The sequence below is a fragment of the Streptomyces sp. NBRC 109706 genome (assembly GCF_000974485.1).
In the GTDB taxonomy this organism is placed as follows: Bacteria; Actinomycetota; Actinomycetes; order Streptomycetales; family Streptomycetaceae; genus Streptomyces.
Genome location: NZ_BBOM01000005.1, coordinates 701049 through 723647, shown reverse-complemented (window position 1 = coordinate 723647; position 22599 = coordinate 701049). Strand labels below are relative to the sequence as shown.

Annotated in this window: 36 protein-coding genes; 35 read left to right on the top strand and 1 reads right to left on the bottom strand. The window is 68.6% G+C overall.

Annotation, left to right across the window (positions count from 1 at the left end; genetic code table 11):
* Position 1: 1 nt before the first annotated feature.
* The 34 genes from AOM46_RS08215 (at position 2) to truA (ending at position 19842) form a co-directional block, all read left to right on the top strand.
* Complete coding sequence (locus tag AOM46_RS08215) at positions 2–391, top strand: hypothetical protein (RefSeq protein ID WP_062207490.1); 390 nt, start codon at positions 2–4, stop codon at positions 389–391.
* Positions 388–1848: a cation acetate symporter gene (locus AOM46_RS08210; RefSeq protein WP_107080013.1), complete on the top strand. Its 1461-nt coding sequence runs from the start codon at positions 388–390 to the stop codon at positions 1846–1848. The genes AOM46_RS08215 and AOM46_RS08210 overlap by 4 nt, the downstream gene beginning before the upstream one ends.
* Positions 1849–2241: 393 nt before the next feature.
* Complete coding sequence (gene rpsJ / locus AOM46_RS08205; protein ID WP_016473429.1) at positions 2242–2550, top strand: 30S ribosomal protein S10; 309 nt, start codon at positions 2242–2244, stop codon at positions 2548–2550.
* A gap of 13 nt (positions 2551–2563) precedes the next feature.
* Complete coding sequence (rplC, locus tag AOM46_RS08200; protein ID WP_062207488.1) at positions 2564–3208, top strand: 50S ribosomal protein L3; 645 nt, start codon at positions 2564–2566, stop codon at positions 3206–3208.
* 7 nt (positions 3209–3215) lie between these two features.
* Positions 3216–3893, top strand: coding sequence for a 50S ribosomal protein L4 (gene rplD / locus AOM46_RS08195; RefSeq protein ID WP_062207486.1), 678 nt, complete (start codon positions 3216–3218; stop codon positions 3891–3893).
* Complete coding sequence (gene rplW / locus AOM46_RS08190) at positions 3893–4225, top strand: 50S ribosomal protein L23 (protein WP_062207484.1); 333 nt, start codon at positions 3893–3895, stop codon at positions 4223–4225. The genes rplD and rplW overlap by 1 nt, the downstream gene beginning before the upstream one ends.
* A 37-nt stretch (positions 4226–4262) precedes the next feature.
* Positions 4263–5099, top strand: coding sequence for a 50S ribosomal protein L2 (gene rplB, locus AOM46_RS08185; RefSeq protein WP_062207481.1), 837 nt, complete (start codon positions 4263–4265; stop codon positions 5097–5099).
* An 11-nt stretch (positions 5100–5110) separates the two neighbouring features.
* Positions 5111–5392, top strand: coding sequence for a 30S ribosomal protein S19 (gene rpsS, locus AOM46_RS08180; RefSeq protein ID WP_062207479.1), 282 nt, complete (start codon positions 5111–5113; stop codon positions 5390–5392).
* A 52-nt stretch (positions 5393–5444) separates the two neighbouring features.
* On the top strand, positions 5445–5792 hold the full coding sequence (gene rplV / locus AOM46_RS08175) for a 50S ribosomal protein L22 (RefSeq protein ID WP_062208696.1): 348 nt from the start codon (positions 5445–5447) through the stop codon (positions 5790–5792).
* Complete coding sequence (gene rpsC, locus AOM46_RS08170; protein WP_062207477.1) at positions 5792–6664, top strand: 30S ribosomal protein S3; 873 nt, start codon at positions 5792–5794, stop codon at positions 6662–6664. Before rplV ends, rpsC begins: the two co-directional genes overlap by 1 nt.
* A 3-nt stretch (positions 6665–6667) precedes the next feature.
* A complete protein-coding gene (rplP, locus tag AOM46_RS08165) occupies positions 6668–7087 on the top strand; it encodes a 50S ribosomal protein L16 (RefSeq protein WP_062207475.1) in 420 nt (139 codons plus the stop codon).
* Positions 7087–7338, top strand: a complete 252-nt coding sequence (gene rpmC / locus AOM46_RS08160; RefSeq protein WP_062207474.1) for a 50S ribosomal protein L29 — start codon at positions 7087–7089, stop codon at positions 7336–7338. The genes rplP and rpmC overlap by 1 nt, the downstream gene beginning before the upstream one ends.
* Positions 7338–7622: a 30S ribosomal protein S17 gene (gene rpsQ / locus AOM46_RS33065; protein WP_062207472.1), complete on the top strand. Its 285-nt coding sequence runs from the start codon at positions 7338–7340 to the stop codon at positions 7620–7622. Before rpmC ends, rpsQ begins: the two co-directional genes overlap by 1 nt.
* Positions 7623–7625: 3 nt before the next feature.
* The gene (gene rplN / locus AOM46_RS33870; protein WP_019433424.1) at positions 7626–7994 is read left to right on the top strand and encodes a 50S ribosomal protein L14; all 369 of its coding nucleotides are present in this window, start codon (positions 7626–7628) and stop codon (positions 7992–7994) included.
* A 3-nt stretch (positions 7995–7997) separates the two neighbouring features.
* Positions 7998–8321 carry a 50S ribosomal protein L24 gene (rplX, locus tag AOM46_RS33865; RefSeq protein WP_062207470.1) on the top strand — a complete coding sequence of 108 codons (324 nt, stop codon included), beginning with the start codon at positions 7998–8000 and terminating at the stop codon, positions 8319–8321.
* Positions 8321–8884: a 50S ribosomal protein L5 gene (rplE, locus tag AOM46_RS08140; protein ID WP_062207467.1), complete on the top strand. Its 564-nt coding sequence runs from the start codon at positions 8321–8323 to the stop codon at positions 8882–8884. Before rplX ends, rplE begins: the two co-directional genes overlap by 1 nt.
* 43 nt (positions 8885–8927) lie before the next feature.
* A complete protein-coding gene (locus AOM46_RS08135) occupies positions 8928–9113 on the top strand; it encodes a type Z 30S ribosomal protein S14 (protein WP_062207465.1) in 186 nt (61 codons plus the stop codon).
* Positions 9114–9197: 84 nt separating this feature from the next.
* Positions 9198–9596, top strand: a complete 399-nt coding sequence (rpsH, locus tag AOM46_RS08130) for a 30S ribosomal protein S8 (RefSeq protein ID WP_062207463.1) — start codon at positions 9198–9200, stop codon at positions 9594–9596.
* A gap of 23 nt (positions 9597–9619) precedes the next feature.
* Positions 9620–10159, top strand: a complete 540-nt coding sequence (gene rplF, locus AOM46_RS08125; protein ID WP_062207461.1) for a 50S ribosomal protein L6 — start codon at positions 9620–9622, stop codon at positions 10157–10159.
* Positions 10160–10161: 2 nt separating this feature from the next.
* On the top strand, positions 10162–10545 hold the full coding sequence (gene rplR, locus AOM46_RS08120; RefSeq protein ID WP_062207459.1) for a 50S ribosomal protein L18: 384 nt from the start codon (positions 10162–10164) through the stop codon (positions 10543–10545).
* A 37-nt stretch (positions 10546–10582) separates the two neighbouring features.
* On the top strand, positions 10583–11182 hold the full coding sequence (gene rpsE / locus AOM46_RS08115) for a 30S ribosomal protein S5 (RefSeq protein WP_062207457.1): 600 nt from the start codon (positions 10583–10585) through the stop codon (positions 11180–11182).
* The gene (rpmD, locus tag AOM46_RS08110) at positions 11182–11364 is read left to right on the top strand and encodes a 50S ribosomal protein L30 (RefSeq protein ID WP_062207455.1); all 183 of its coding nucleotides are present in this window, start codon (positions 11182–11184) and stop codon (positions 11362–11364) included. Before rpsE ends, rpmD begins: the two co-directional genes overlap by 1 nt.
* A gap of 1 nt (position 11365) precedes the next feature.
* Entirely contained in the window at positions 11366–11854 is a 489-nt protein-coding gene (gene rplO, locus AOM46_RS08105; protein WP_062207453.1) for a 50S ribosomal protein L15, read from the top strand.
* A 195-nt stretch (positions 11855–12049) separates the two neighbouring features.
* Positions 12050–13372: a preprotein translocase subunit SecY gene (secY, locus tag AOM46_RS08100; RefSeq protein WP_062207451.1), complete on the top strand. Its 1323-nt coding sequence runs from the start codon at positions 12050–12052 to the stop codon at positions 13370–13372.
* A complete protein-coding gene (locus AOM46_RS08095) occupies positions 13372–14025 on the top strand; it encodes an adenylate kinase (protein WP_062207449.1) in 654 nt (217 codons plus the stop codon). The genes secY and AOM46_RS08095 overlap by 1 nt, the downstream gene beginning before the upstream one ends.
* Positions 14026–14106: 81 nt before the next feature.
* The gene (gene map, locus AOM46_RS08090; protein ID WP_062207447.1) at positions 14107–14955 is read left to right on the top strand and encodes a type I methionyl aminopeptidase; all 849 of its coding nucleotides are present in this window, start codon (positions 14107–14109) and stop codon (positions 14953–14955) included.
* Between the two features lie 135 nt (positions 14956–15090).
* Complete coding sequence (gene infA / locus AOM46_RS08085; protein ID WP_003948620.1) at positions 15091–15312, top strand: translation initiation factor IF-1; 222 nt, start codon at positions 15091–15093, stop codon at positions 15310–15312.
* 34 nt (positions 15313–15346) lie between these two features.
* Entirely contained in the window at positions 15347–15460 is a 114-nt protein-coding gene (gene rpmJ, locus AOM46_RS31705; protein WP_049567412.1) for a 50S ribosomal protein L36, read from the top strand.
* 190 nt (positions 15461–15650) lie between these two features.
* Entirely contained in the window at positions 15651–16031 is a 381-nt protein-coding gene (gene rpsM, locus AOM46_RS08080; protein WP_062207446.1) for a 30S ribosomal protein S13, read from the top strand.
* Positions 16032–16100: 69 nt separating this feature from the next.
* Positions 16101–16505 (top strand): 30S ribosomal protein S11, encoded by a 405-nt coding sequence (gene rpsK, locus AOM46_RS08075; RefSeq protein WP_016473404.1) that lies wholly within the window; start codon positions 16101–16103, stop codon positions 16503–16505.
* Positions 16506–16547: 42 nt separating this feature from the next.
* Positions 16548–17174, top strand: a complete 627-nt coding sequence (gene rpsD / locus AOM46_RS08070; RefSeq protein ID WP_062207444.1) for a 30S ribosomal protein S4 — start codon at positions 16548–16550, stop codon at positions 17172–17174.
* 130 nt (positions 17175–17304) lie between these two features.
* Entirely contained in the window at positions 17305–18327 is a 1023-nt protein-coding gene (locus AOM46_RS08065; protein ID WP_062207442.1) for a DNA-directed RNA polymerase subunit alpha, read from the top strand.
* Between the two features lie 89 nt (positions 18328–18416).
* Entirely contained in the window at positions 18417–18908 is a 492-nt protein-coding gene (gene rplQ / locus AOM46_RS08060; RefSeq protein WP_062207439.1) for a 50S ribosomal protein L17, read from the top strand.
* Positions 18909–18996: 88 nt separating this feature from the next.
* On the top strand, positions 18997–19842 hold the full coding sequence (gene truA / locus AOM46_RS08055; protein ID WP_062207437.1) for a tRNA pseudouridine(38-40) synthase TruA: 846 nt from the start codon (positions 18997–18999) through the stop codon (positions 19840–19842).
* 16 nt (positions 19843–19858) lie between these two features.
* On the opposite strand, the gene AOM46_RS08050 is transcribed toward truA, so the two are convergent.
* Entirely contained in the window at positions 19859–20773 is a 915-nt protein-coding gene (locus tag AOM46_RS08050; protein ID WP_062207435.1) for a hypothetical protein, read from the bottom strand.
* A gap of 124 nt (positions 20774–20897) precedes the next feature.
* On the opposite strand from AOM46_RS08050, the gene AOM46_RS08045 reads away from it, so the two are divergent.
* Entirely contained in the window at positions 20898–22517 is a 1620-nt protein-coding gene (locus tag AOM46_RS08045) for an ABC-F family ATP-binding cassette domain-containing protein (protein ID WP_062207433.1), read from the top strand.
* Positions 22518–22599 lie beyond the last annotated feature (82 nt).

Sequence of the window (22599 nt, the reverse complement as noted above, 5' to 3'; positions counted from 1 at the left end):
GATGAGCGCGCCCCGCCGGGTGCGGATCACCAGCCCACAGACCAGGATCGCGCTGGCCAGACGGCACCGCCCGGCGCAGCATCTGCTGCCGCCGACCATCCCGGGCCCCGACGAGCGGGACTCCACGGACGCCGCCCGGGCGCTCTTCGCCCGCCAGCGGCGGCAGGCGGCGCGCACCCTCGGGCTGCTCGGCACGGTGCTCTTCGGGCTGAGCGGGCTGCTCGCCGCGCTGCCGGTGCTCAGCCGGCTGACCGTCGCCGAAGTGCCGGTCTCCTGGCTGCTGTTGATGGGCGGCACCTATCCGGTGCTGCTGGTGATCGCGGTGCGGCATGTGCGTCGGGTGGAGCGCCTTGAGCGCGACGGCGCCCCGGGGGCGGGGCGGCAGGGGTGATCGGTCTCGCGGCGATCGGGCTGCTCTTCGTGGTGAGCGTGGTCATCGGCGCCTACGGGGTGCGCGCCGCCCGTACCACGCCCGACTTCCTGGTGGCCTCGCAACGGGTCGCGCCCGGCTGGAACGCGATGGCCATCGCGGGGGAGTACGTCTCGGCCGCCTCGGTGCTGGGCCTGGCCGGGCTGATGCTGAAGAACGGCGTCGGCACCCTCTGGTACGCGGTCGGCTTCACCGCCGGCTATGTGGCGGTCGCCGCCCTGGTCGCCGGGCCGATGCGCCGCTCGGGCGCCTATACCGTCCCGGACTTCGCCGACTACCGGTTGGGTTCGGAACGGATCAGGAAGCTCTGCGCGGTGATCGTTCTGGTGATCATGTGGCTCTATCTGGTGCCGCAGTTCAAGGGCGCCGGGATGGTGCTGCACGCGGTGAGCGGCACCCCCTACTGGGTGGGCGTGGTCCTCGCCGGGTTGGTGGTGAGCGTCTCCATCGCGGCCGGCGGGATGCGGTCGGCCACCTATGTGCAGGCGTTCCACTACGGGGTGAAGCTGCTCTTCATCGCGGTGCCGGCGATCTTCCTGGTGGTGCACGCCGGCGGCGGGGCGCGGGCCGAGGCGCTGCGCTTCGACGTCGACGACGACTGGAGCCGGCCGCTGCTGGACCTGGACGGCTCGGGGGCGCCGCTGCTGGCCACCTGGTCCGTGCTGCTGGCCACCACGCTGGGCGCCGTGGGGCTGCCGCATGTGATCATGCGCTTCCACACCAGCCCCACGGCCAAGGCGGCCCGCCGGGTCGCGGTCGGCGTGATCGTGCTGCTGGGCGTCTTCTATCTCTTCCCCGCCGTCTACGGGCTGCTGGGACGGGTGTTCACCCCGGAGCTGGTGCACGGCGGGGACACCGACATGGTCACCGTCGTGCTGCCGGGGGAGATCGTCCCCGGCGCCTGGGGCTCGCTGTTGACGGCGGTGGTGGCGGCCGGTGCCTTCGCCGCCTTCCTCTCCACCTCGTCCGGGCTGCTGATGGCGCTGGCCGGCGGCCTCTCGCACGATCTGTCCCGGGCGACGGTGCCCCGGCTGCGCTGGGCCGTGGTGGCCGGGGCGACGGTGGCGGTGGCCCTGTCGTTGCCGGCCCGTAGTGTGGACATCAACGTGGCGGTCGGCTGGGCGTTCGCCGTGGCCGCCTCGACGTTCTGTCCGCTGCTGGTGCTGGGCATCTGGTGGCGCGGGCTGACCACGGCCGGCGCCGCCTCGGGGCTGGCCACCGGGGTCTGCGCGGCCACCGGCGCGGCGCTGGCCTCGGTGCTGACGGACGGCGGCCCGGGCTGGCTGGTGGTGCTGCTCGCCCAACCGGCGGCCTGGACGGTGCCGTTGGCGTTCGCCGTGATGGTGGGGGTTTCGCTGCGCGGCACCCCGACGGAATGGGCCGAGCGCGCGGTGCTCCGACTGCACCTGCCGGGCTGAGCCCGCGGGGCCTGCGCCGCAGGTGGGACATACCGCCCGATTGGCGGGGGCCAGGGGCCCTATGGCACACTGACCAGGTTGCTCGGTTGACAGCCGATGCTGCGCGCCTCCCGCCGGGAGGACCGGAAGCGAGTCTCACTGTATTCGTCATCCCATGAATGCCCTGGTCAGCCGGGGTAGGGATGGAAATACCGAGATCTTCCGGGAAGCGTGGGCGGGGCTTACGGCCAGGCACCCGGTGGAAGTTCTCCCCCCACTCCTCGCAGAGGAAACCTCTGTGGCGAAATCTGGGAACGAGTACGACACGCCCGACCGCGTGGGTCGGGAAGTCGTGGGGCAGGGGTGACGCCGGGTTCCAGAGCGTTGACAAAGAGACAGGACTACGAAGTAGCCATGGCGGGACAGAAGATCCGCATTCGGCTCAAGGCCTACGACCACGAGGTCATCGACAACTCGGCGAAGAAGATCGTCGAGACGGTGACCCGCACGGGAGCGTCGGTCGCGGGCCCGGTGCCGCTGCCCACTGAGAAGAACGTGTACTGCGTCATCAAGTCGCCGCACAAGTACAAGGACTCGCGCGAGCACTTCGAGATGCGCACCCACAAGCGGCTGATCGACATCCTCGACCCGACCCCCAAGACCGTTGACTCGCTGATGCGCCTGGACCTGCCGGCCGGCGTCGACATCGAGATCAAGCTCTGAGAGGCCGGTAGAGATGACCAAGCAGATCAAGGGCGTCCTGGGCGAGAAGCTCGGCATGACCCAGGTCTGGGACGAGAACAACCGCGTCGTCCCAGTCACCGTGGTCAAGGCCGGGCCCTGCGTTGTCACCCAGGTCCGCACCAACGACAGGGACGGCTACGAGGCCGTCCAGATCGCGTTCGGCGAGATCGACCCGCGCAAGGTGAACCGCCCCCTCAAGGGCCACTTCGCCAAGGCCGACGTCACCCCGCGCCGCCACCTGGTAGAGCTGCGGACCGCCGACGCCGCCGAGTACACCCTGGGCCAGGAGGTCACGGCCGAGGTGTTCGACTCCGGCGTCCGCGTCGACGTGACCGGCACCACCAAGGGCAAGGGCACCGCCGGTGTGATGAAGCGTCACGGCTTCGCCGGCCTCGGCGCCTCCCACGGCACCCAGCGCAAGCACCGCTCGCCTGGTTCCATCGGCGGCTGCGCCACCCCGGGCCGGGTTTTCAAGGGCCTGCGGATGGCCGGTCGGATGGGCAACGAGCGCGTCACCACCCAGAACCTGACCGTCCACGCCGTGGACGTGGAGAAGGGCCTGCTCCTCATCAAGGGCGCGGTGCCCGGTCCCAACGGCGGCCTCGTCCTGGTCCGTTCCGCGGCCAAGGGGGCCTGAGGTAATCATGAGTACCCCAAAGAGCATCGTCATTCTTTCGCCCGCGGGTGAGGAGGCAGGCTCCGTCGAGCTTCCGGCGGAGATCTTCGACGCCAAGGTCAGCGTTCCGCTGATCCACCAGGTCGTCGTCGCCCAGCTCGCCGCCGCCCGCCAGGGCACGCACAAGACCAAGACGCGTGGCGAGGTCCGCGGTGGTGGCAAGAAGCCGTACCGCCAGAAGGGCACCGGCCGCGCCCGTCAGGGTTCCGTCCGTGCGCCGCAGTTCGCCGGCGGTGGCGTCGTCCACGGCCCGGTGCCGCGTGACTACAGCCAGCGCACCCCGAAGAAGATGAAGGCCGCCGCCCTGCGTGGCGCCCTCACCGACCGCGCCCGGCACGACCGCGTGCACGTGGTCAGCGGCGTGGTGGACGGCGAGGTCTCGACCAAGGCCGCCAAGTCCCTGCTGGGCAAGATCAGCGACCGCAAGAAGGTCCTGCTGGTCGCCGAGCGCGCGGACAACGCCTCCTGGCTGTCGGCGCGCAACCTGCCGCAGGTGCACATCATCGACCCGGGCCAGCTGAACACCTACGACGTCGTCGACTCCGACGACGTGGTCTTCACCAAGGCCGCGTTCGACCGCTTCGTGGCCGGCCGGGCCGCCGGTGCCGTGGCGCTCGACAAGACGCCCGAAGGGAGCGACGCCTGATGAGCGACGCAACCATCGCCGAGTTCTCCAGCAAGGAGTTCTCCTCCCACCACGACATCCTGATCAAGCCGGTCGTGTCGGAGAAGAGCTACGCGCTCCTCGACGAGAACAAGTACACCTTCATCGTCGACCCCCGGGCGAACAAGACCCAGATCAAGCAGGCCGTCCAGGCGGTCTTCGCGGTCAAGGTGCTCGGCGTCAACACGATCAACCGTCAGGGCAAGCGCAAGCGCACCCGTACCGGTTACGGCCGTCGCGCCAGCACCAAGCGCGCGATCGTGACCCTGGCCGAGGGCGACAGCATCGACATCTTCGGCGGCCCGGTCTCCTAGGAGATCCGGTCGTCCGATACCGGACGAGGACTAAGAAATGGGAATCCGCAAGTACAAGCCGACGACCCCGGGCCGTCGTGGCTCCAGCGTCGCCGACTTCGTCGAGATCACGCGGTCCACGCCGGAGAAGTCGCTGGTCCGCCCCCTGCACAGCAAGGGTGGACGGGACAACGCCGGTCGTGTGGCGGTTCGTCACCAGGGTGGCGGCCACAAGCGCGCCTACCGCGTCATCGACTTCCGTCGGCACGACAAGGACGGCGTGCCGGCCAAGGTCGCGCACATCGAGTACGACCCCAACCGCACCGCGCGCATCGCGCTGCTCCACTACGCGGACGGCGAGAAGCGGTACATCATCGCGCCGGCTCACCTCAAGCAGGGTGACCGGGTGGAGAACGGTGCCGGGGCCGACATCAAGCCCGGCAACAACCTGCCGCTGCGCAACATCCCGGTCGGTACCGTGATCCACGCCATCGAGCTCCAGCCCGGCGGCGGCGCCAAGTTCGCCCGCTCCGCCGGCACCTCGGTGCAGCTGCTGGCGAAGGAGGGCCGCATGGCCCACCTCCGGATGCCCTCGGGCGAGATCCGGCTGGTGGACGTGCGCTGCCGCGCCACGGTGGGCGAGGTCGGCAACGCCGAGCAGTCCAACATCAACTGGGGCAAGGCCGGCCGGATGCGCTGGAAGGGCGTTCGGCCGAGCGTGCGTGGCGTCGTGATGAACCCTGTCGACCACCCGCACGGCGGTGGCGAGGGCCGGACCTCGGGTGGTCGCCACCCGGTCTCGCCCTGGGGCAAGAAGGAAGGCCGTACGCGCTCGCCCAAGAAGGCAAGCAACAAGTACATCGTCCGCCGCCGCAAGACGAACAAGAAGCGCTAGGGAGCAGGTCGATGCCGCGCAGTCTCAAGAAGGGACCCTTCGTCGACGACCACCTGATCAAGAAGGTGGACGTCCAGAACGAAGCCGGTACCAAGAACGTCATCAAGACCTGGTCTCGTCGCTCGATGATCATCCCGGCGATGCTGGGCCACACGATCGCGGTGCACGACGGCCGCAAGCACGTCCCGGTGTTCATCACGGAGTCGATGGTCGGGCACAAGCTCGGCGAGTTCGCGCCGACCCGCACCTTCCGGGGTCACGTGAAGGACGACCGCAAGTCGCGGCGTCGCTGAGCGGGGTGTGCAGATCATGACCGACTCCCCGACAAACACCGAAGGGACGACCATGGAAGCCAGGGCCCAGGCGCGGTACATCCGCGTCACGCCCATGAAGGCCCGCCGTGTGGTGGACCTCATCCGTGGCAAGGATGCCTCGGAGGCTCAGGCGGTCCTGCGTTTCACCCCGCAGGCAGCCAGCGTGCCGGTCGGCAAGGTGCTCGACAGCGCCATCGCCAACGCCGTGCACAACCACAACCACCCGGACGCCGAAACGTTGTACGTCAAAGAGGCGTACGTGGACGAGGGCCCCACGCTGAAGCGGTTCCGGCCGCGCGCGCAGGGACGCGCGTACCGGATTCGCAAGCGGACAAGCCACATCACCGTGGTCCTCGGCAGCAAGGAAGGAACCCGGTAATGGGCCAGAAGGTAAACCCGCACGGGTTCCGTCTCGGCATCACGACCGACTTCAAGTCGCGGTGGTATGCCGACAAGCTCTACAAGGACTACGTCAAGGAAGATGTCGCGATCCGCAAGATGCTCACCCAGGGCATGGAGCGGGCCGGTATCTCCAAGGTGGAGATCGAGCGCACCCGGGACCGGGTCCGCGTCGACGTCCACACCGCCAGGCCCGGCATCGTCATCGGTCGCCGGGGTGCCGAGGCCGACCGGCTCCGGGGCAACCTGGAGAAGCTCACGGGCAAGCAGATCCAGTTCAACATCCTTGAGGTGAAGAACCCGGAGCTGGACGCCCAGTTGGTGGCCCAGGCGGTCGCCGAGCAGCTGTCCTCCCGGGTCTCGTTCCGTCGTGCGATGCGCAAGTCGATGCAGAGCACGATGAAGGCCGGTGCCAAGGGCATCAAGATCCAGTGCGGTGGTCGACTGGGTGGGGCCGAGATGTCCCGCTCCGAGTTCTACCGCGAGGGTCGGGTCCCGCTGCACACGCTGCGCGCCAACGTGGACTACGGCTTCTTCGAGGCCCGTACCACCTTCGGTCGCATCGGCGTCAAGGTGTGGATCTACAAGGGCGATGTGAAGAACATCGCCGAGGTGCGCGCCGAGAACGCGGCCGCCCGGGCGGGCAACCGTCCCGCGCGCGGTGGCGGCCCCGGCGGCGACCGTCCGGCCCGTGGTGGTCGCGGCGAGCGCGGTGGCCGTGGCCGTAGGCCGCAGCAGCAGAGCGCTCCGGCGGCCGAGGCCCCCAAGTCCGAAGCAGCTGCGGCAGCTCCGGCCGCCGAGGGCGCCAGCGGCTCCAACCAATCGTCCGGCTCTGCCGGAGGGGAGAGCTGAGCCATGCTGATCCCTCGCAAGGTCAAGTACCGCAAGCAGCACCACCCCAAGCGCAGCGGGGCGGCCAAGGGTGGTACCGAGGTCTCCTTCGGTGAGTACGGCATCCAGGCCGTCACCGGCGCTTATGTCACCAACCGGCAGATCGAGGCAGCACGTATCTCGATGACCCGGCACATCAAGCGTGGTGGCAAGGTGTGGATCAACATCTACCCGGACCGCCCGCTGACCAAGAAGCCGGCCGAGACCCGCATGGGTTCCGGTAAGGGTTCGCCGGAGTGGTGGGTGGCCAACGTCAAGCCCGGACGCGTGATGTTCGAGCTGTCGTTCCCGAACGAGAAGATTGCCCGTGAGGCGCTCACCCGCGCCGCGCACAAGCTTCCGATGAAGTGCCGGATCGTCCGGCGCGAGGCAGGTGAGGCGTGATGGCAGCCGGTACCAAGTCCTCCGAGCTGCGCGAGCTGAACAACCAGGAGCTGGTTGAGAAGCTGCGTGAGTCGAAGGAGGAGCTGTTCAGGCTTCGCTTCCAGGCGGCCACCGGTCAGCTGGAGAACAACAGCCGGTTGAAGGCCGTCCGTAAGGACATCGCCCGGGTCTACACCCTGATGCGCGAGCGCGAGCTCGGTATCGAGTCGGTGGAGCCGGCTGAGGCTGTCGAGGCGGTGGAGAACGCCTGATGAGTGAGAAGACTGTGACTGAGACGACGACCGAGCGCGGCCGGCGGAAGACCCGTGAGGGCCTGGTGGTCAGCGACAAGATGGACAAGACCGTCGTCGTGGCTGTCGAGGACCGGGTCAAGCACGCCCTCTACGGGAAGATCATCCGCCGTACCAACAGGCTCAAGGCGCATGACGAGCAGAATGCCGCGGGCGTTGGCGACCGCGTTCTTCTGATGGAGACCCGTCCGCTTTCCGCGACCAAGCGCTGGCGCGTCGTGGAGATTCTGGAGAAGGCGAAGTAACCAATGATCCAGCAGGAGTCGCGACTGCGCGTCGCCGACAACACGGGTGCGAAGGAGATCCTCTGCATCCGCGTGCTCGGCGGATCTGGGCGCCGCTACGCGGGCATCGGTGACGTCATCGTCGCCACCGTCAAGGACGCGATCCCCGGTGGCAACGTGAAGAAGGGTGACGTCGTCAAGGCGGTCATCGTGCGTGCCGTCAAGGAGCGCCGCCGCCCGGACGGTTCGTACATCCGGTTCGACGAGAACGCCGCCGTCATTCTCAAGAACGACGGCGACCCGCGGGGCACCCGTATCTTCGGCCCGGTGGGCCGTGAGCTGCGCGAGAAGAAGTTCATGAAGATCATCTCCCTCGCGCCGGAGGTGCTGTAACCGATGAAGATCAAGAAGGGCGACCTGGTCCAGGTCATCACCGGCAAGGACAAGGGCAAGCAGGGCAAGGTCATCGTGGCCTTCCCCCGCGAGGACCGCGTTCTGGTCGAGGGTGTCAACCGGGTCAAGAAGCACACCAAGGCCGGTACGACCGCGCGTGGTTCCAAGACCGGTGGCATCATCACCACCGAGGCCCCGATCCACGTCAGCAACGTGCAGTTGCTGGTGGAGAAGGACGGCAAGAAGGTCACCACCCGGATCGGCTTCCGCTTCGACGAGGACGGCAACAAGATCCGCGTCGCCCGCCGAACCGGTGAGGACATCTGATGACCACTGCCACCACGACCGCGCCGCGTCTCAAGACGCGGTACCGCGAAGAGATCAGCGGCAAGCTGCGTGAGGAGTTCGCCTACGCGAACGTCATGCAGGTGCCAGGACTGACCAAGATCGTGGTCAACATGGGTGTGGGCGACGCCGCCCGCGACTCCAAGTTGATCGAGGGCGCCGTGCGCGACCTCGCCACGATCACCGGCCAGAAGCCGACCGTGACCAAGGCCCGTAAGTCCATCGCGCAGTTCAAGCTGCGCGAGGGGCAGCCGATCGGCGCCCATGTGACGCTGCGCGGCGACCGGATGTGGGAGTTCCTGGACCGCCTGCTGTCGCTGGCGCTGCCCCGGATCCGTGACTTCCGCGGCCTGTCGCCCAAGCAGTTCGACGGCAAGGGCAACTACACGTTCGGCCTGACCGAGCAGGTCATGTTCCATGAGATCGACCCCGACCGTATCGACCGGGTGCGCGGCATGGACATCACCGTGGTCACGACGGCCAACACCGATGACGAGGGTCGCAGCCTGCTGCGCCACCTCGGATTCCCGTTCAAGGAAGCCTGAGGCGCGCACGATGGCTGAGTATCGAAACAAGGAGGCGTGAGCTATGGCTAAGAAGGCTCTTATCGCCAAGGCCGAGCGCAAGCCCAAGTTCTCGGTGCGTGGGTACACCCGCTGCCAGCGTTGTGGCCGGCCGCACTCCGTGTACCGCAAGTTCGGCCTGTGCCGCGTGTGCCTGCGGGAGATGGCACACCGTGGCGAACTGCCGGGCGTCACCAAGAGTTCCTGGTAAGACCGACTACGCCGTAGGTCCGGCGGGCTCCCCCTCCCGGGGGAGCCTGCGGAAACCCCGGTGAGAGAGGCCCAAGGCCGTTCTATGACCATGACCGATCCCATCGCAGACATGCTGACCCGTCTGCGTAACGCGAACTCGGCTTACCACGACACCGTGGTGATGCCGCACAGCAAGATCAAGACGCATATCGCGGAGATCCTCCAGCAGGAGGGCTACATCACCGGCTGGAAGACCGAGGACGCCCAGGTGGGCAAGGCCCTCGTGCTCGAGCTGAAGTACGGCCCGAACCGCGAGCGTTCGATCGCTGGCATCAAGCGCATCTCGAAGCCGGGCCTGCGGGTCTACGCGAAGTCCACCGCGCTCCCCCGGGTGCTCGGCGGTCTCGGCGTGGCGATCATCTCCACGTCGCACGGTCTGCTGACCGACAAGCAAGCTCAGAAGAAGAACGTGGGCGGGGAAGTCCTCGCCTACGTCTGGTGACGGAAGGGAACGGAGGAGAGCACATGTCGCGTATTGGCAAGCAGCCCATCCAGGTTCCCGCCGGCGTGGACGTCACCATCGATGGCGCCGTGGTCGCGGTGAAGGGTCCCAAGGGCACCCTGTCGCAGACCATCGCCGCGCCCATCGAGGTGGCCAAGGGCGACGACGGCGTGATCGTCGTCTCCCGGCCCAACGACGAGAACCGCAACCGTGCGCTGCACGGACTGTCCCGCACCCTGGTGGCCAACATGATCACCGGTGTGACGCAGGGATACATCAAGAAGCTCGAAATCAGCGGCGTCGGCTACCGCGTCCAGGCCAAGGGCTCCAACCTGGAGTTCTCCCTGGGCTACAGCCACCCGATCCTGGTGGAGCCGCCGGAAGGCATCGTCTTCAAGGTCGAGAACGCGACGCGGTTCAGCGTCGAGGGCATCGACAAGCAGAAGGTCGGCGAGGTCGCGGCGAAGATCCGCAAGCTGCGGAAGCCCGACCCGTACAAGGCCAAGGGCGTCAAGTACGAGGGCGAAGTCATCCGCCGCAAGGTCGGAAAGGCTGGTAAGTAGCCATGGCATACGGTGTCAAGATCGCCAAGGGCGACGCCCGGAAGCGGGCCGCTCACAAGCGGCGTCACATCCGTATCCGGAAGAAGATCTCGGGTACGGCCGAGCGGCCGCGTCTGGTGGTCACCCGCTCCAACCGCCACATGGTGGCGCAGGTGGTGGACGACTCCAAGGGGCACACGGTGGCCTCGGCCTCCTCGCTCGACGTCTCCATCCGTGGGGTGGACGGCGCGAAGAGCGACAAGGCCAAGCAGGTCGGCGCCCTGGTCGCCGAGCGTGCCAAGGCCGCCGGCGTGGAGAGCGTCGTGTTCGACCGCGGTGGCAACAAGTACGCCGGCCGGGTCGCCGCGTTGGCGGACGCCGCCCGCGAGGCCGGGCTCAAGTTCTGAGCCGGTCCCGTCTGAAGATTCGAGAAAGGTAGTTCCAATGGCTGGACCCCAGCGTCGCGGTGGCGGCGCCGGTGGCGAGCGGCGGGATCGTAAGGGTCGGGACGGTGGCTCAGCCGCCGAGAAGACCGCGTACGTCGAGCGCGTCGTCGCGATCAACCGTGTCGCCAAGGTAGTTCAAGGTGGTCGTCGCTTCAGCTTCACCGCGCTGGTCGTGGTGGGCGACGGTGACGGCACCGTCGGTGTCGGCTACGGCAAGGCCAAGGAGGTGCCGGCCGCCATCGCCAAGGGCGTGGAGGCCGCGAAGAAGCACTTCTTCAAGGTCCCCCGCATCCAGGGCACGATTCCGCACCCGATCAAGGGTGAGGAAGCGGCCGGGATGGTGCTGCTCAAGCCCGCCTCGCCCGGTACCGGTGTGATCGCCGGTGGTCCGGTGCGCGCCGTGCTGGAGTGCGCCGGCATCCACGACGTGCTGAGCAAGTCGCTCGGTTCGTCGAACCCGATCAACATCGTGCACGCCACGGTTGCCGCCCTGAAGGGGCTGCAGCGCCCCGAGGAGATCGCGGCCCGCCGTGGTCTGCCGCTTGAGGACGTGGCCCCCGCCGCTCTGCTGCGGGCCCGTGCCGGGGTGGGTGCGTGATGGCGCAGCTGAAGATCACCCAGGTCAAGTCCCGGATCGGGACCAAGCAGAACCACCGGCAGACGCTGCGCTCGCTCGGGCTGCGGCGGATCAACGACGTGGTGCTCAAGGAAGACCGGCCGGAGATCCGTGGCATGGCCAAGACCGTGCGGCATCTGGTGACGGTCGAGGAGGTGGACTGAAGTGGCTGACCTCGCCAAGGGGAACGCCGGCGCGGACGAGTCGTCCGGCCCGCTGAAGTTGCACGACCTGCGTCCCGCTCCCGGTGCCAAGAAGGCCAAGATCCGGGTGGGTCGTGGTGAGGCGTCCAAGGGCAAGACCGCCGGTCGCGGTACCAAGGGCACCAAGGCCAGGTACCAGGTCCGGGTCGGCTTCGAGGGCGGGCAACTGCCGCTGATCCAGCGGCTGCCCAAGCTCAAGGGCTTCAAGAACCCGGCGCACAAGAACTACCAGGTGGTGAACGTCGAGCGGCTGGCCGCCCTCTACCCGGAGGGTGGCGAGGTGACCGTCGCCGATCTGGTGGCCAAGGGCGCCGTGCGCAAGAACGAACTCGTCAAGGTGCTCGGCACCGGCGAGATCTCGGTGGCGCTGACCGTGACGGTCGACGCGGTTTCCGGTTCTGCCAAGGAGAAGATCACGGCGGCCGGTGGCTCCGTGACCGAGTTGTCCTGAAACCCGGTGGATCTTCGGCCGGTGAACTGAGTGACCGGGGGTGCCTGAGAGCAGGCATCCCCGGTCAGTCGTTCCGGCCGAGCCCATCCGCCGGTAAGGTGGCGGTCGTTGTGCCGCCGCCAGACCTGATCTGTCATATCCGTTGGAGTTCAAGACCCTAACCCCTCGCCTGACGCGCGGGGTGCAGGAGGAGCCGTGCTCACCGCGTTCGCCCGGGCGTTTCAAACGCCTGATCTGCGTAAAAAGCTGCTCTTCACTCTGGGCATCGTCGTGTTGTTCCGGTTGGGCCAGCACGTACCCGTGCCTGGCGTCAGCTTTCAGAACGTCGATCAATGTGTGAAAGAGGCCGAAGCGGGAGCGGGGTCCGGGCTCTTCGGTTTGGTCAACATGTTCAGCGGTGGTGCGCTGCTGCAACTCACCATCTTCGCGCTGGGGATCATGCCGTACATCACGGCGAGCATCATCCTCCAGCTGCTGGTCGTGGTCATCCCGCGCCTTGAGGCCCTGAAGAAGGAAGGCCAGTCGGGGCAGGCCAAGATCACCCAGTACACCCGCTATCTCACCATCGCGCTCGCGGTGTTGCAGGCCACCGGCCTGGTGGCGACCGCCCGCAGTGGCACCCTCTTCCCGCAGTGCACCGTGGCCAACGAGATCATCCCCGACGACTCGATCTTCACCACGCTGGTGATGGTGATCGCCTTCACCTCGGCCACCGCGCTGATCATGTGGATGGGCGAGCTGATCACCGACCGCGGCATCGGCAACGGCATGTCCATGCTGATGTTCGTCTCCATCGCGGCCGGCTTCCCCGCCTCGCTCTGGCAGATCAAGCAGCAGGGCAGCCTGGCCGACGGCTGGATCGAGTTCGGCACCGTGGTCGCCTGTGGGCTCGCCATGGTCGGCCTGGTGGTCTTCGTCGAGCTGGCCCAGCGCCGGATCCCGGTGCAGTACGCCAAGCGGATGATCGGTCGCCGCTCCTACGGCGGTACCTCCACCTACATCCCGCTCAAGGTCAACCAGGCCGGTGTGATCCCGGTGATCTTCGCCTCCTCGCTGCTGTACATCCCGCAGCTCCTGGTGCAGTTCGCCGGCAGCGACTCGGGCGGCTGGACGGACTGGGTCGAGCGGTACTTCGCCGAGGGCGACCATCCGTACTACATCACCACGTACTTCCTGCTGATCGTCTTCTTCGCCTTCTTCTATGTGGCCATCACGTTCAACCCTGAGGACGTGGCCGAGAACATGAAGAAGTATGGTGGTTTCATCCCGGGTATCCGGGCAGGTAGGCCCACGGTCGAATACCTGAGCTACGTGCTGAACCGGATCACCTGGCCCGGCTCGCTGTACCTCGGTCTGATCGCCCTGGTGCCCACGCTGGCTCTGGTGATGTTCAACGCGCAACAGGACTTCCCGTTCGGTGGCACGTCGATCCTGATCATCGTGGGCGTCGGCCTGGAAACGGTGCGGCAGATCGAGAGCCAGCTCCACCAGCGAAATTACGAAGGGTTCCTCCGCTGATGCGCATCGTCCTCGTCGGACCGCCGGGTGCGGGCAAGGGCACACAGGCGGCGCTGCTCGCCGAGCAGCTCGGTGTCCCGCACATCTCCACCGGCAATCTGTTTCGGGCCAACATCAGCGAGGGCACGGAGCTGGGGCGCCAGGTCGAGTCGATCATGCGCGAGGGTGGGCTCGTACCGGACGATCTCACCGTCGCGATGGCGGCCGACCGGATGGCCCAGCCGGACGCCGCGGACGGCTTCCTGCTCGACGGGTTCCCGAGGAACATCGGGCAGGCCAAGTCGCTCGACGCCTCGCTCGCCGAGGCGGGGCTCAGGCTCGACGCGGTGCTGGACCTGGAGGTCCCCGAGGACGAGGTGGTCAAGCGCATCGCCGGCCGCCGGATGTGCCGCAAGGACAGCGCGCATGTCTTCCATGTGGTGAACAACCCGCCGCGCCAGGAGGGCGTCTGCGACGTCTGCGGCGGCGAGCTGTACCAGCGGGACGACGACCAGGCGGACACGGTGCGCAAGCGGCTGGCCCTCTACCACGAGGAGACCGAGCCGATCATCGACTACTACCGCGAGCAGGGGCTGGTCTCCACCATCTCGGCGCTGGCCCCGGTGCCCGAGGTGACGCGGCGGGCCCTTGAGGTCCTGCCGACGAACGGCTGACCGGCCGCAGCCCGCTGGTGCCCCGCCGGCCCGAGGCCGGCTGACGGCCGGCCGACCGCCGGCGCCGAAAGGAAACATCCGATGGTGGAGATCAAGACCCCGGAACAGATTGCCCGCATGCGCGCGGCCGGTCTGGTGGTGGCCGAGATACACCGCAGGTGTGCCGAGGCCGCCGTGCCGGGGGCGACCACCGCGGATCTCGACCGGATCGCCGCCCAGGTGCTCGTCGAGCGCGGCGCCAAGCCCAACTTCCTGGGCTACGGCGGCTTCCCGGGCAACATCTGCACCTCGGTGAACGATGTGGTGGTGCACGGCATCCCGGACGAGGCCACCGTCCTCAAGGACGGGGACCTGCTCTCCATCGACGCCGGCGCGATCGTCGACGGCTGGCACGCGGACGCCGCGCTGACGGTCTTTGTCGGCGGCGAGCCCGAGGGCGGCCGGCCGGCCCAGCTGGCCGAGCTGAACCGGGTCACCGAGGAGTCGCTCTGGGCCGGCATCGCGGCCGTGCGCAAGGGCAACCGCCTGGTGGACGTGTCCCGGGCGATCGAGACCTATGTGCGCCGCCAGCCGCTGCCCCCGTCCGGCAAGTACGGCATCGTCGAGGGGTACGGCGGGCACGGCATCGGCAGCGAGATGCACATGGACCCGCATGTGCTGAACTACGTCGACCGGCGGCGCGGCAAGGGCCTCAAGCTGGTGCCCGGCGTCTGCCTGGCGATCGAGCCGATGCTCACGCTCGGCACCCCCAAGACCCATGTGCTGTCCGACGACTGGACGGTCAAGAGCAACGACGGCACCTGGGCCTCGCACTGGGAGCACTCGGTGGCGGTCACCGAGGAAGGGCCGCTGGTGCTGACCGCCGTGGACGGTGGCAGGGCCCGGCTGGCCGCGCTCGGCGTGACGACCGCTCCCGATCCCCTGGCATGATGATCTCCAACCTGGGGAATGGATCACTGATTCGTCTTTTCGGGTGCGCTGTCGTAGACTGATTCGTCGGTCCTGGTGCACCCGTCTGCCCAGGGCCATCCAGGTAGCCGATCCCGGAAGGTGAAGCGCTCAAGTATGGCCAAAAAACAAGGGGCCATCGAGATCGAGGGCACGGTCGTCGAGTCTCTCCCGAACGCCATGTTCAAGGTGGAGTTGCAGAACGGGCACCAGGTCCTCGCGCACATCAGCGGCAAGATGCGGATGCACTACATCCGTATCCTTCCCGACGACCGGGTCGTGGTGGAGCTGTCTCCCTACGACCTGACGCGCGGGCGGATCGTCTACCGCTACAAGTAGAACCCACAGATCGAGACCCGGAGAGCCTCACGCCATGAAGGTCAGGCCGAGCGTCAAGAAGATCTGCGACAAGTGCAAGGTGATCCGCCGCCACGGGCGCGTCATGGTCATCTGCGAGAACCTGCGCCACAAGCAGCGCCAGGGCTGACGCACCGCACGACCCGCAGCACTCTTCGCCGCGACGACAGCGACAACAAGTAGATACGCAGACACCCGACCCCTCGCTCGGCGCGGGGACGACACCCCCGGTCGGAGGCCGGGGACCCGGCTCGTAATGCTCAAGAGTCTTACGGGAACGGTGCTGCGGCAGACCTCCGAATATCCACAGGAGCCAATACATGGCACGCCTCGCCGGCGTTGACCTCCCGCGCGAAAAGCGCATCGAGGTCGCCCTCACCTATGTCTTCGGCATTGGGCGCACCCTCTCCAAGGAGACCCTGGCCAGCACCGGGGTCAACCCGGACACCCGCGTTCGCGATCTGGCCGAGGAGGACCTCGTCAAGATCCGCGACTACGTGGACAACAACATCAGGACCGAGGGTGACCTCCGTCGGGAGATCCAGGCCGACATCCGTCGCAAGGTCGAGATCCAGTGCTACGAGGGTCTGCGGCACCGTCGCGGTCTGCCGGTGCACGGTCAGCGGACCAAGACCAACGCGCGTACCCGCAAGGGTCCGCGTCGCGCGATCGCCGGCAAGAAGAAGCCGGGCAAGAAGTAGTCCGCTAGGACGTTGACCACCGGTCCGTTCCAGCAGGACCGACCACCTCCACGGGAGTGAGAGAGCTACATGCCTCCAAAGGGCCGTACGGCCGGCGCCAAGAAGGTGCGCCGGAAGGAAAAGAAGAACGTCGCTCACGGGCACGCCCACATCAAGAGCACGTTCAACAACACCATCGTCTCGATCACCGACCCCACCGGCAACGTGATCTCCTGGGCCTCCGCCGGCCATGTCGGCTTCAAGGGCTCGCGCAAGTCCACGCCGTTCGCCGCCCAGATGGCCGCGGAGAACGCCGCTCGGCGCGCGCAGGAGCACGGCATGCGCAAGGTGGACGTGTTCGTGAAGGGCCCCGGTTCCGGCCGGGAGACCGCGATCCGTTCCCTCCAGGCCACCGGCCTTGAGGTCGGCTCGATCCAGGACGTGACGCCCACGCCGCACAACGGTTGCCGCCCGCCGAAGCGCCGCCGCGTCTGATCCGTTCGGATCGCGAGTCGAAGTAGGAGAAACAAGAGAACAATGGCGCGATACACCGGGGCCGACTGCAAGCGTTGCCGTCGGGAGAAGCAGAAGCTCTTCCTCAAGGGAGCCAAGTGCGATAGCGCGAAGTGCCCGATCGAGATCCGTCCTTACCCCCCGGGTGAGCACGGACGCGGGCGCACCAAGGACAGCGAGTACCTCCTGCAGATGCGCGAGAAGCAGAAGTGCGCGCGCATCTACGGGATCCTGGAGAAGCAGTTCCGGGGCTATTACGGCGAGGCCAACCGGCAGTCGGGCAAGACGGGTGAGAACCTGCTCCGCATTCTGGAGTCCCGGCTCGACAACGTGGTGTACCGGGCGGGCTTCGCCAAGTCCCGTGACCACGCTCGCCAGTTGGTCCGGCACGGGCACATCCTGCTCAACGGCAGGAAGACCGACATCCCGTCCGCCCGGGTCTCGCCGTCCGACATCGTCGAGGTGCGGGAGTCGTCCCGTCCGCTGACGCCGTTCCAGGTGGCGCAGGCGGAGGCGGGCGAGCGGACCGTGCCGGCGTGGCTGGAGATCGTGCCCTCCGGGCTGCGGATCCTGGTCCACGCGCTGCCCGAGCGCCAGGTGATCGACACCCAGGTGCAGGAGCAGTTGATCGTCGAGCTGTACTCGAAGTAGCGGTTCCGCGCGGTGCGCCCGCCGGGTGACTCGGCTCACCCGGCGGCGCCCGTACCCTGGAACCACCGCACAGCACGTATCCATCTGGTTCGGCATCAAATAGCGGGTGCCGAAGACTGGAGTTCATCTCATGCTGATCGCTCAGCGTCCTTCCCTGACCGAAGAGGTCGTGGACGAGTTCCGTTCCCGGTTCGTCATCGAGCCGCTGGAGCCGGGCTTCGGCTACACCCTCGGCAACTCCCTGCGGCGCACGCTGCTCTCCTCGATCCCCGGTGCCGCCGTCACCAGCATCCGGATCGACGGGGTGCTGCACGAGTTCACCACCGTGCCGGGCGTCAAGGAGGACGTCACGGACATGATCCTCAACATCAAGCAGCTGGTCGTCTCCTCGGAGCACGACGAGCCCGTGGTGATGTACCTGCGCAAGCAGGGCCCCGGCCTGGTGACCGCCGCCGACATCGCGCCGCCCGCCGGTGTCGAGGTGCACAACCCCGACCTGGTGCTGGCCACCCTGAACAACAAGGGCAAGCTGGAGATGGAGCTGACCGTCGAGCGCGGTCGTGGCTATGTCTCCGCGGTGCAGAACAAGGCGGCCGGCCAGGAGATCGGCCGGGTGCCGGTGGACTCCATCTACAGCCCGGTGCTGAAGGTCACGTACAAGGTCGAGGCGACCCGTGTCGAGCAGCGCACCGACTTCGACAAGCTGATCGTCGACGTCGAGACCAAGGAGGCCATGCGCCCCAGGGACGCCATGGCCTCGGCCGGCAAGACCCTGGTCGAGCTGTTCGGCCTGGCGCGTGAGCTGAACGTCGACGCCGAGGGCATCGACATGGGCCCGTCCCCGACGGATGCCGCGCTGGCGGCCGATCTGGCGCTGCCGATCGAGGAGTTGGAGCTGACCGTCCGCTCCTACAACTGCCTCAAGCGCGAGGGCATCCACTCGGTGGGCGAGCTGGTGGCCAGGTCCGAGGCGGATCTGCTGGACATCCGCAACTTCGGCGCCAAGTCGATCGACGAGGTCAAGGCCAAGCTGGCCGGCATGGGTCTGGCCCTCAAGGACAGCCCGCCCGGATTCGACCCGACCACCGCCGCCGACGCGTTCGGCGCGGAGGACGAGGGCGACACCGGCTTCGCCGAGACCGAGCAGTACTGAGTCGCTGGCGCGAACACTTCCGGGACGTCCGTCCCGGACGGCTGACACCGGTACCTGATACGGCCGGTGCAGAATGACAGGAGAGAAAGATGCCGACGCCCACGAAGGGCCGCAGGCTCGGCGGTAGCCCCGCCCACGAGCGCCTGATGGTCGCGAACCTCGCCACCGCGCTGTTCGAGCACGGCCGGATCACCACCACGGTGGCCAAGGCCCGCCGGCTGCGTCCGGTCGCGGAGCGGCTGATCACCAAGGCCAAGAAGGGCGATCTGCACAACCGTCGCCAGGTGATGCAGACCATCCGGGACAAGAGCGTGGTGCACACCCTCTTCACCGAGATCGGCCCCCGGTACGAGAACCGCCCCGGCGGTTACACCCGGATCACCAAGATCGGTCCCCGTCGTGGCGACAACGCCCCGATGGCCGTGATCGAGCTGGTCGAGGCGCTGACCGTGCAGCAGACCGCGGTGAACGAGGCCGAGGGCGCCACCAAGCGCGCCGTCAAGGAGCAGCAGGCCGCCGAGAAGCCGGCCGAGAGCACCGAGGCCAAGGACGAGCAGGCCGAGGAGAAGAAGGAGGACTGACGTCCCCCTTCCCCCGGTGTGTGTGACGGGCCCGCCCCCGCGAGGGGGCGGGCCCTTGTCCGTGGGCGCGACGCGTGAAAGGAACGGCGTGGACGAGGAAGCGCGGCCCGAGTCGGTGCGGGTGCGGCTCGATCTGGCGTATGACGGGCGGGAGTTCTCCGGTTGGGCGCGGCAGCGGGGCCGCCGCACCGTGCAACAGGAGCTGGAGGACGCGCTGCGGGTGGTCACCCGGGCGGAGACCGCGCCCGAGCTGACGGTGGCCGGCCGGACGGACGCCGGGGTGCACGCGCGGGGGCAGGTGGCCCATGTGGATCTGCCGGTCGAGGTGTGGGCCGAGCAACGGGAGCGGTTGCTCCGCAGGTTGGCCGGGCGGCTGCCGCACGATGTGCGGGTGTGGCGGGTCACGGAGGCGCCGGCGCACTTCGACGCGCGGTTCTCCGCGCTGTGGCGGCGCTACGCCTACCGGGTGAGCGACCATCCGGGCGGCGTCGACCCGTTGCGGCGCGGCCATGTGCTCTGGCACAACTGGCCGTTGGACGTCGACGCGATGAACGAGGCGTCCCGGCTGCTGCTGGGCGAGCACGATTTCGCGGCGTACTGCAAGCGCCGGGAGGGCGCCACCACCATCCGTCGGCTGCTGACGCTTGAGTGGCGGCGGGATCCTGACGGGGTGGTCGAGGGCACCGTGCGGGCCGACGCGTTCTGCCACAACATGGTGCGGGCGCTGGTGGGCGCGCTGCTCTTCGTCGGCGACGGACACCGGCCGCCCGACTGGCCGGCGCGGGTGCTGACCGGCGGGGTGCGCGATTCGGCGGTGCATGTGGTGCGCCCGCACGGGCTGACGCTGGAGGAGGTGGCCTACCCGGCGGACGATCTGCTGGCCGACCGGAACCGGGAGGCCCGGACGCTGCGCACCCTGGGGGAGCGGGGCTGACGGCCGCTGCCCGGCGTCAGCCGTCCGCCCCTGCGTCTGCGGCTGCGTCCTCGTTCTGGTCCTCGCCGCCGTTCTCCCGGTTGCGCTGCCGCTCCTCCACCAGGGCGCTGGCCGAGGCGGACGCCTGGACCTCGCCGCGCTTGATGATCCGCGCGAAGGCGTGGTCGTTGCCGTCCCGCGCGGCCTGCTGGGCGGGGGTGCCGTCGCCGCTGTCGGGGGAGCCGTCGGCGTTGCCGGCGATGGCGAAGTAGACATAGCGGCCGACCTGGTTGCGGGTGGTGCGGCAGCCGCCCCGGTCGCAGAGGGCGCCGGCGTCGCCGCCGGGCAGCACCTGCAACGTGCCGGAGACATCGGCGCCGTGCACCGCCAACGCCGCTTCCTCGGACGGCAGTTGCGCCACCCCGACGGTGACGCCCACGCCGCCGCCGACAAAGGTGGCGCGGAGCAGGGCGACACAGCCCTGCTCGGTGAGCTGGCCGCCCAGATCGCCGGTGACCAGGGCGGCGCAGTCCTCGCCGGCGTCGCTGGCGACCAGGGCGTAGGAACGGTCGCCGGCCTCCAGCGGCTCCTCGCCGTAGAAGCCGGCGACGTCGAACGGCGCGATGTCCTTGTCGGCGTCGCTGATGAACTCCCTGGCCGAGGGGATGGGCGGCAGGGTGGTCTCGCCGAACGTCGGCTCGGCGTCGTCCGAACCGGTGGCCTCCGGCAGGGTGGCGGTCGGCCCGGCGCTGTCGCCGCCCTTGTCGTCGCCCTGGCTGACGATGGCGAGGGCCACCGCGATGCCGATCGCGGCCGCCGCGCCCACGCAGGTGCCGATGATGGTCCAGCGCTTACGGGACTTCTTGCGGTCCGCGTCGGCGGCCAGCGCGTTCCAGTCCGGCCGCGCGTCTCCCCCGGGGACCCACTGGGGTCCCCCCTGCCCTTGGCTCATGGGCGGCATCTTAATGCGGTCGTGGCGGTGTGCACCGCCCGGTCCCGGCGGAACCGGCCGGGGCGGGAGAAGCCGTGCCAAATCCGGTTGGCGCCCGTCGACCGCGCCCGGCAGACTTCGCCGGATGGGGCATATCGAGGCGGCACACGTCGAGTACCACCTACCGGACGGCAGGACGCTGCTGGCGGACGTGTCGTTCCGGGTCGGCGAGGGCGAGATCGCCGCGCTGGTCGGGGCCAACGGCGCGGGCAAGACGACGCTGCTGCGGCTGGCCGCCGGCGAGTTGACGCCGCACGGGGGCACGTTGACGGTCAGCGGCGGCCTCGGCGTGATGCCGCAGTTCGTGGGCAGCGTCCGGGACGAGCGCACCGTGCGGGACCTGCTGGTCTCGGTCGCGGAACGCCGGCTGCGGGAGGCGGCCGAGGCGCTGGACGCCGCCGAGCTGGCGATGATGGAGAACGACGACGAGCCGGCCCAACTCGCCTATGCCCAGGCGCTGTCCGACTGGGGCGAGGCGCGCGGCTACGAGGCGGAGACGCTCTGGGACATCTGCACCACGGCGGCCATCGGCGTCCCGTTCGAGCAGGCCAGATGGCGCGAGGTGCGCACGCTGTCGGGCGGTGAGCAGAAGCGGCTGGTGCTGGAGGCGCTGTTGCGCGGCACCGATCAGGTGCTGCTGCTCGACGAGCCCGACAACTATCTGGACGTGCCGGGCAAGCGGTGGCTGGAGGAGCGGCTGGCGGAGACGGCGAAGACGGTGCTCTTCGTCAGCCACGACCGGGAGTTGCTGGCCCGGGCCGCCAACCGGATCGTCAGCGTGGAGCCGGGACCGGCCGGCTCCGACGTATGGGTGCACGGCGGCGGGTTCGACACCTACCCCGAGGCGCGGGAGCGGCGCTTCGAGCGGTTCGAGGAGCTGCGGCGGCGCTGGGACGAACAGCACGCGCGGCTGAAGAAGCTGGTCGTCGACATGCGGCAGTACGCCTCGCGCAGCGACGACATGGCCTCGCGGTACAAGGCGGCACAGACCAGGCTGCGGAAGTTCGAGGAGGCCGGGCCGCCGCAGGAGCCGCCGCGCAAGCAGGAGATCACGATGCGGCTGCGCGGCGGCCGCACCGGGGTGCGCGCGGTCACCTGCGAGGGGCTGGAGCTGACCGGGCTCATGCGGCCGTTCGACCTGGAGGTCTTCTACGGCGAGCGGGTCGCGGTGCTGGGCTCCAACGGCTCGGGCAAATCGCACTTCCTGCGGCTGCTGGCCGGCGAGTCGGTGGCGCACACCGGCGCCTGGAAGCTGGGCGCCCGGGTGGTGCCGGGGCATTTCGCGCAGACCCACGCGCATCCCGAGCTGATGGGCCGGACGCTGCTCGACATCCTCTGGAAGGAACACGCCAGGGACCGGGGCGCGGCCACCTCGGCGCTGCGCCGCTACGAGCTGGACCGGCAGGCCGAGCAGCGCTTCGACCGGCTCTCCGGCGGCCAGCAGGCGCGCTTCCAGATCCTGCTGCTGGAGCTGTGCGGGGTCACCGCGCTGCTGTTGGACGAGCCGACGGACAACCTGGACCTGGAGAGCGCGCAGGCACTCCAGGACGGTCTGGAGGCGTTCGACGGGACGGTGCTCGCGGTGACCCACGACCGCTGGTTCGCCCGTTCCTTCGACCGGTTCCTGGTCTTCGGGTCGGACGGCCGGGTGCGGGAGACGGCCGAGCCGGTCTGGGACGAACGCCGGGTGCGGCGGGCGCGCTGAGCCCGGTTCCCCCGGGGCCCCCGGGGCTCGTTTTGACCCGTCCGGCGGGAGCGCGGTATTCTGCCTGGTCGATAATGCGTTT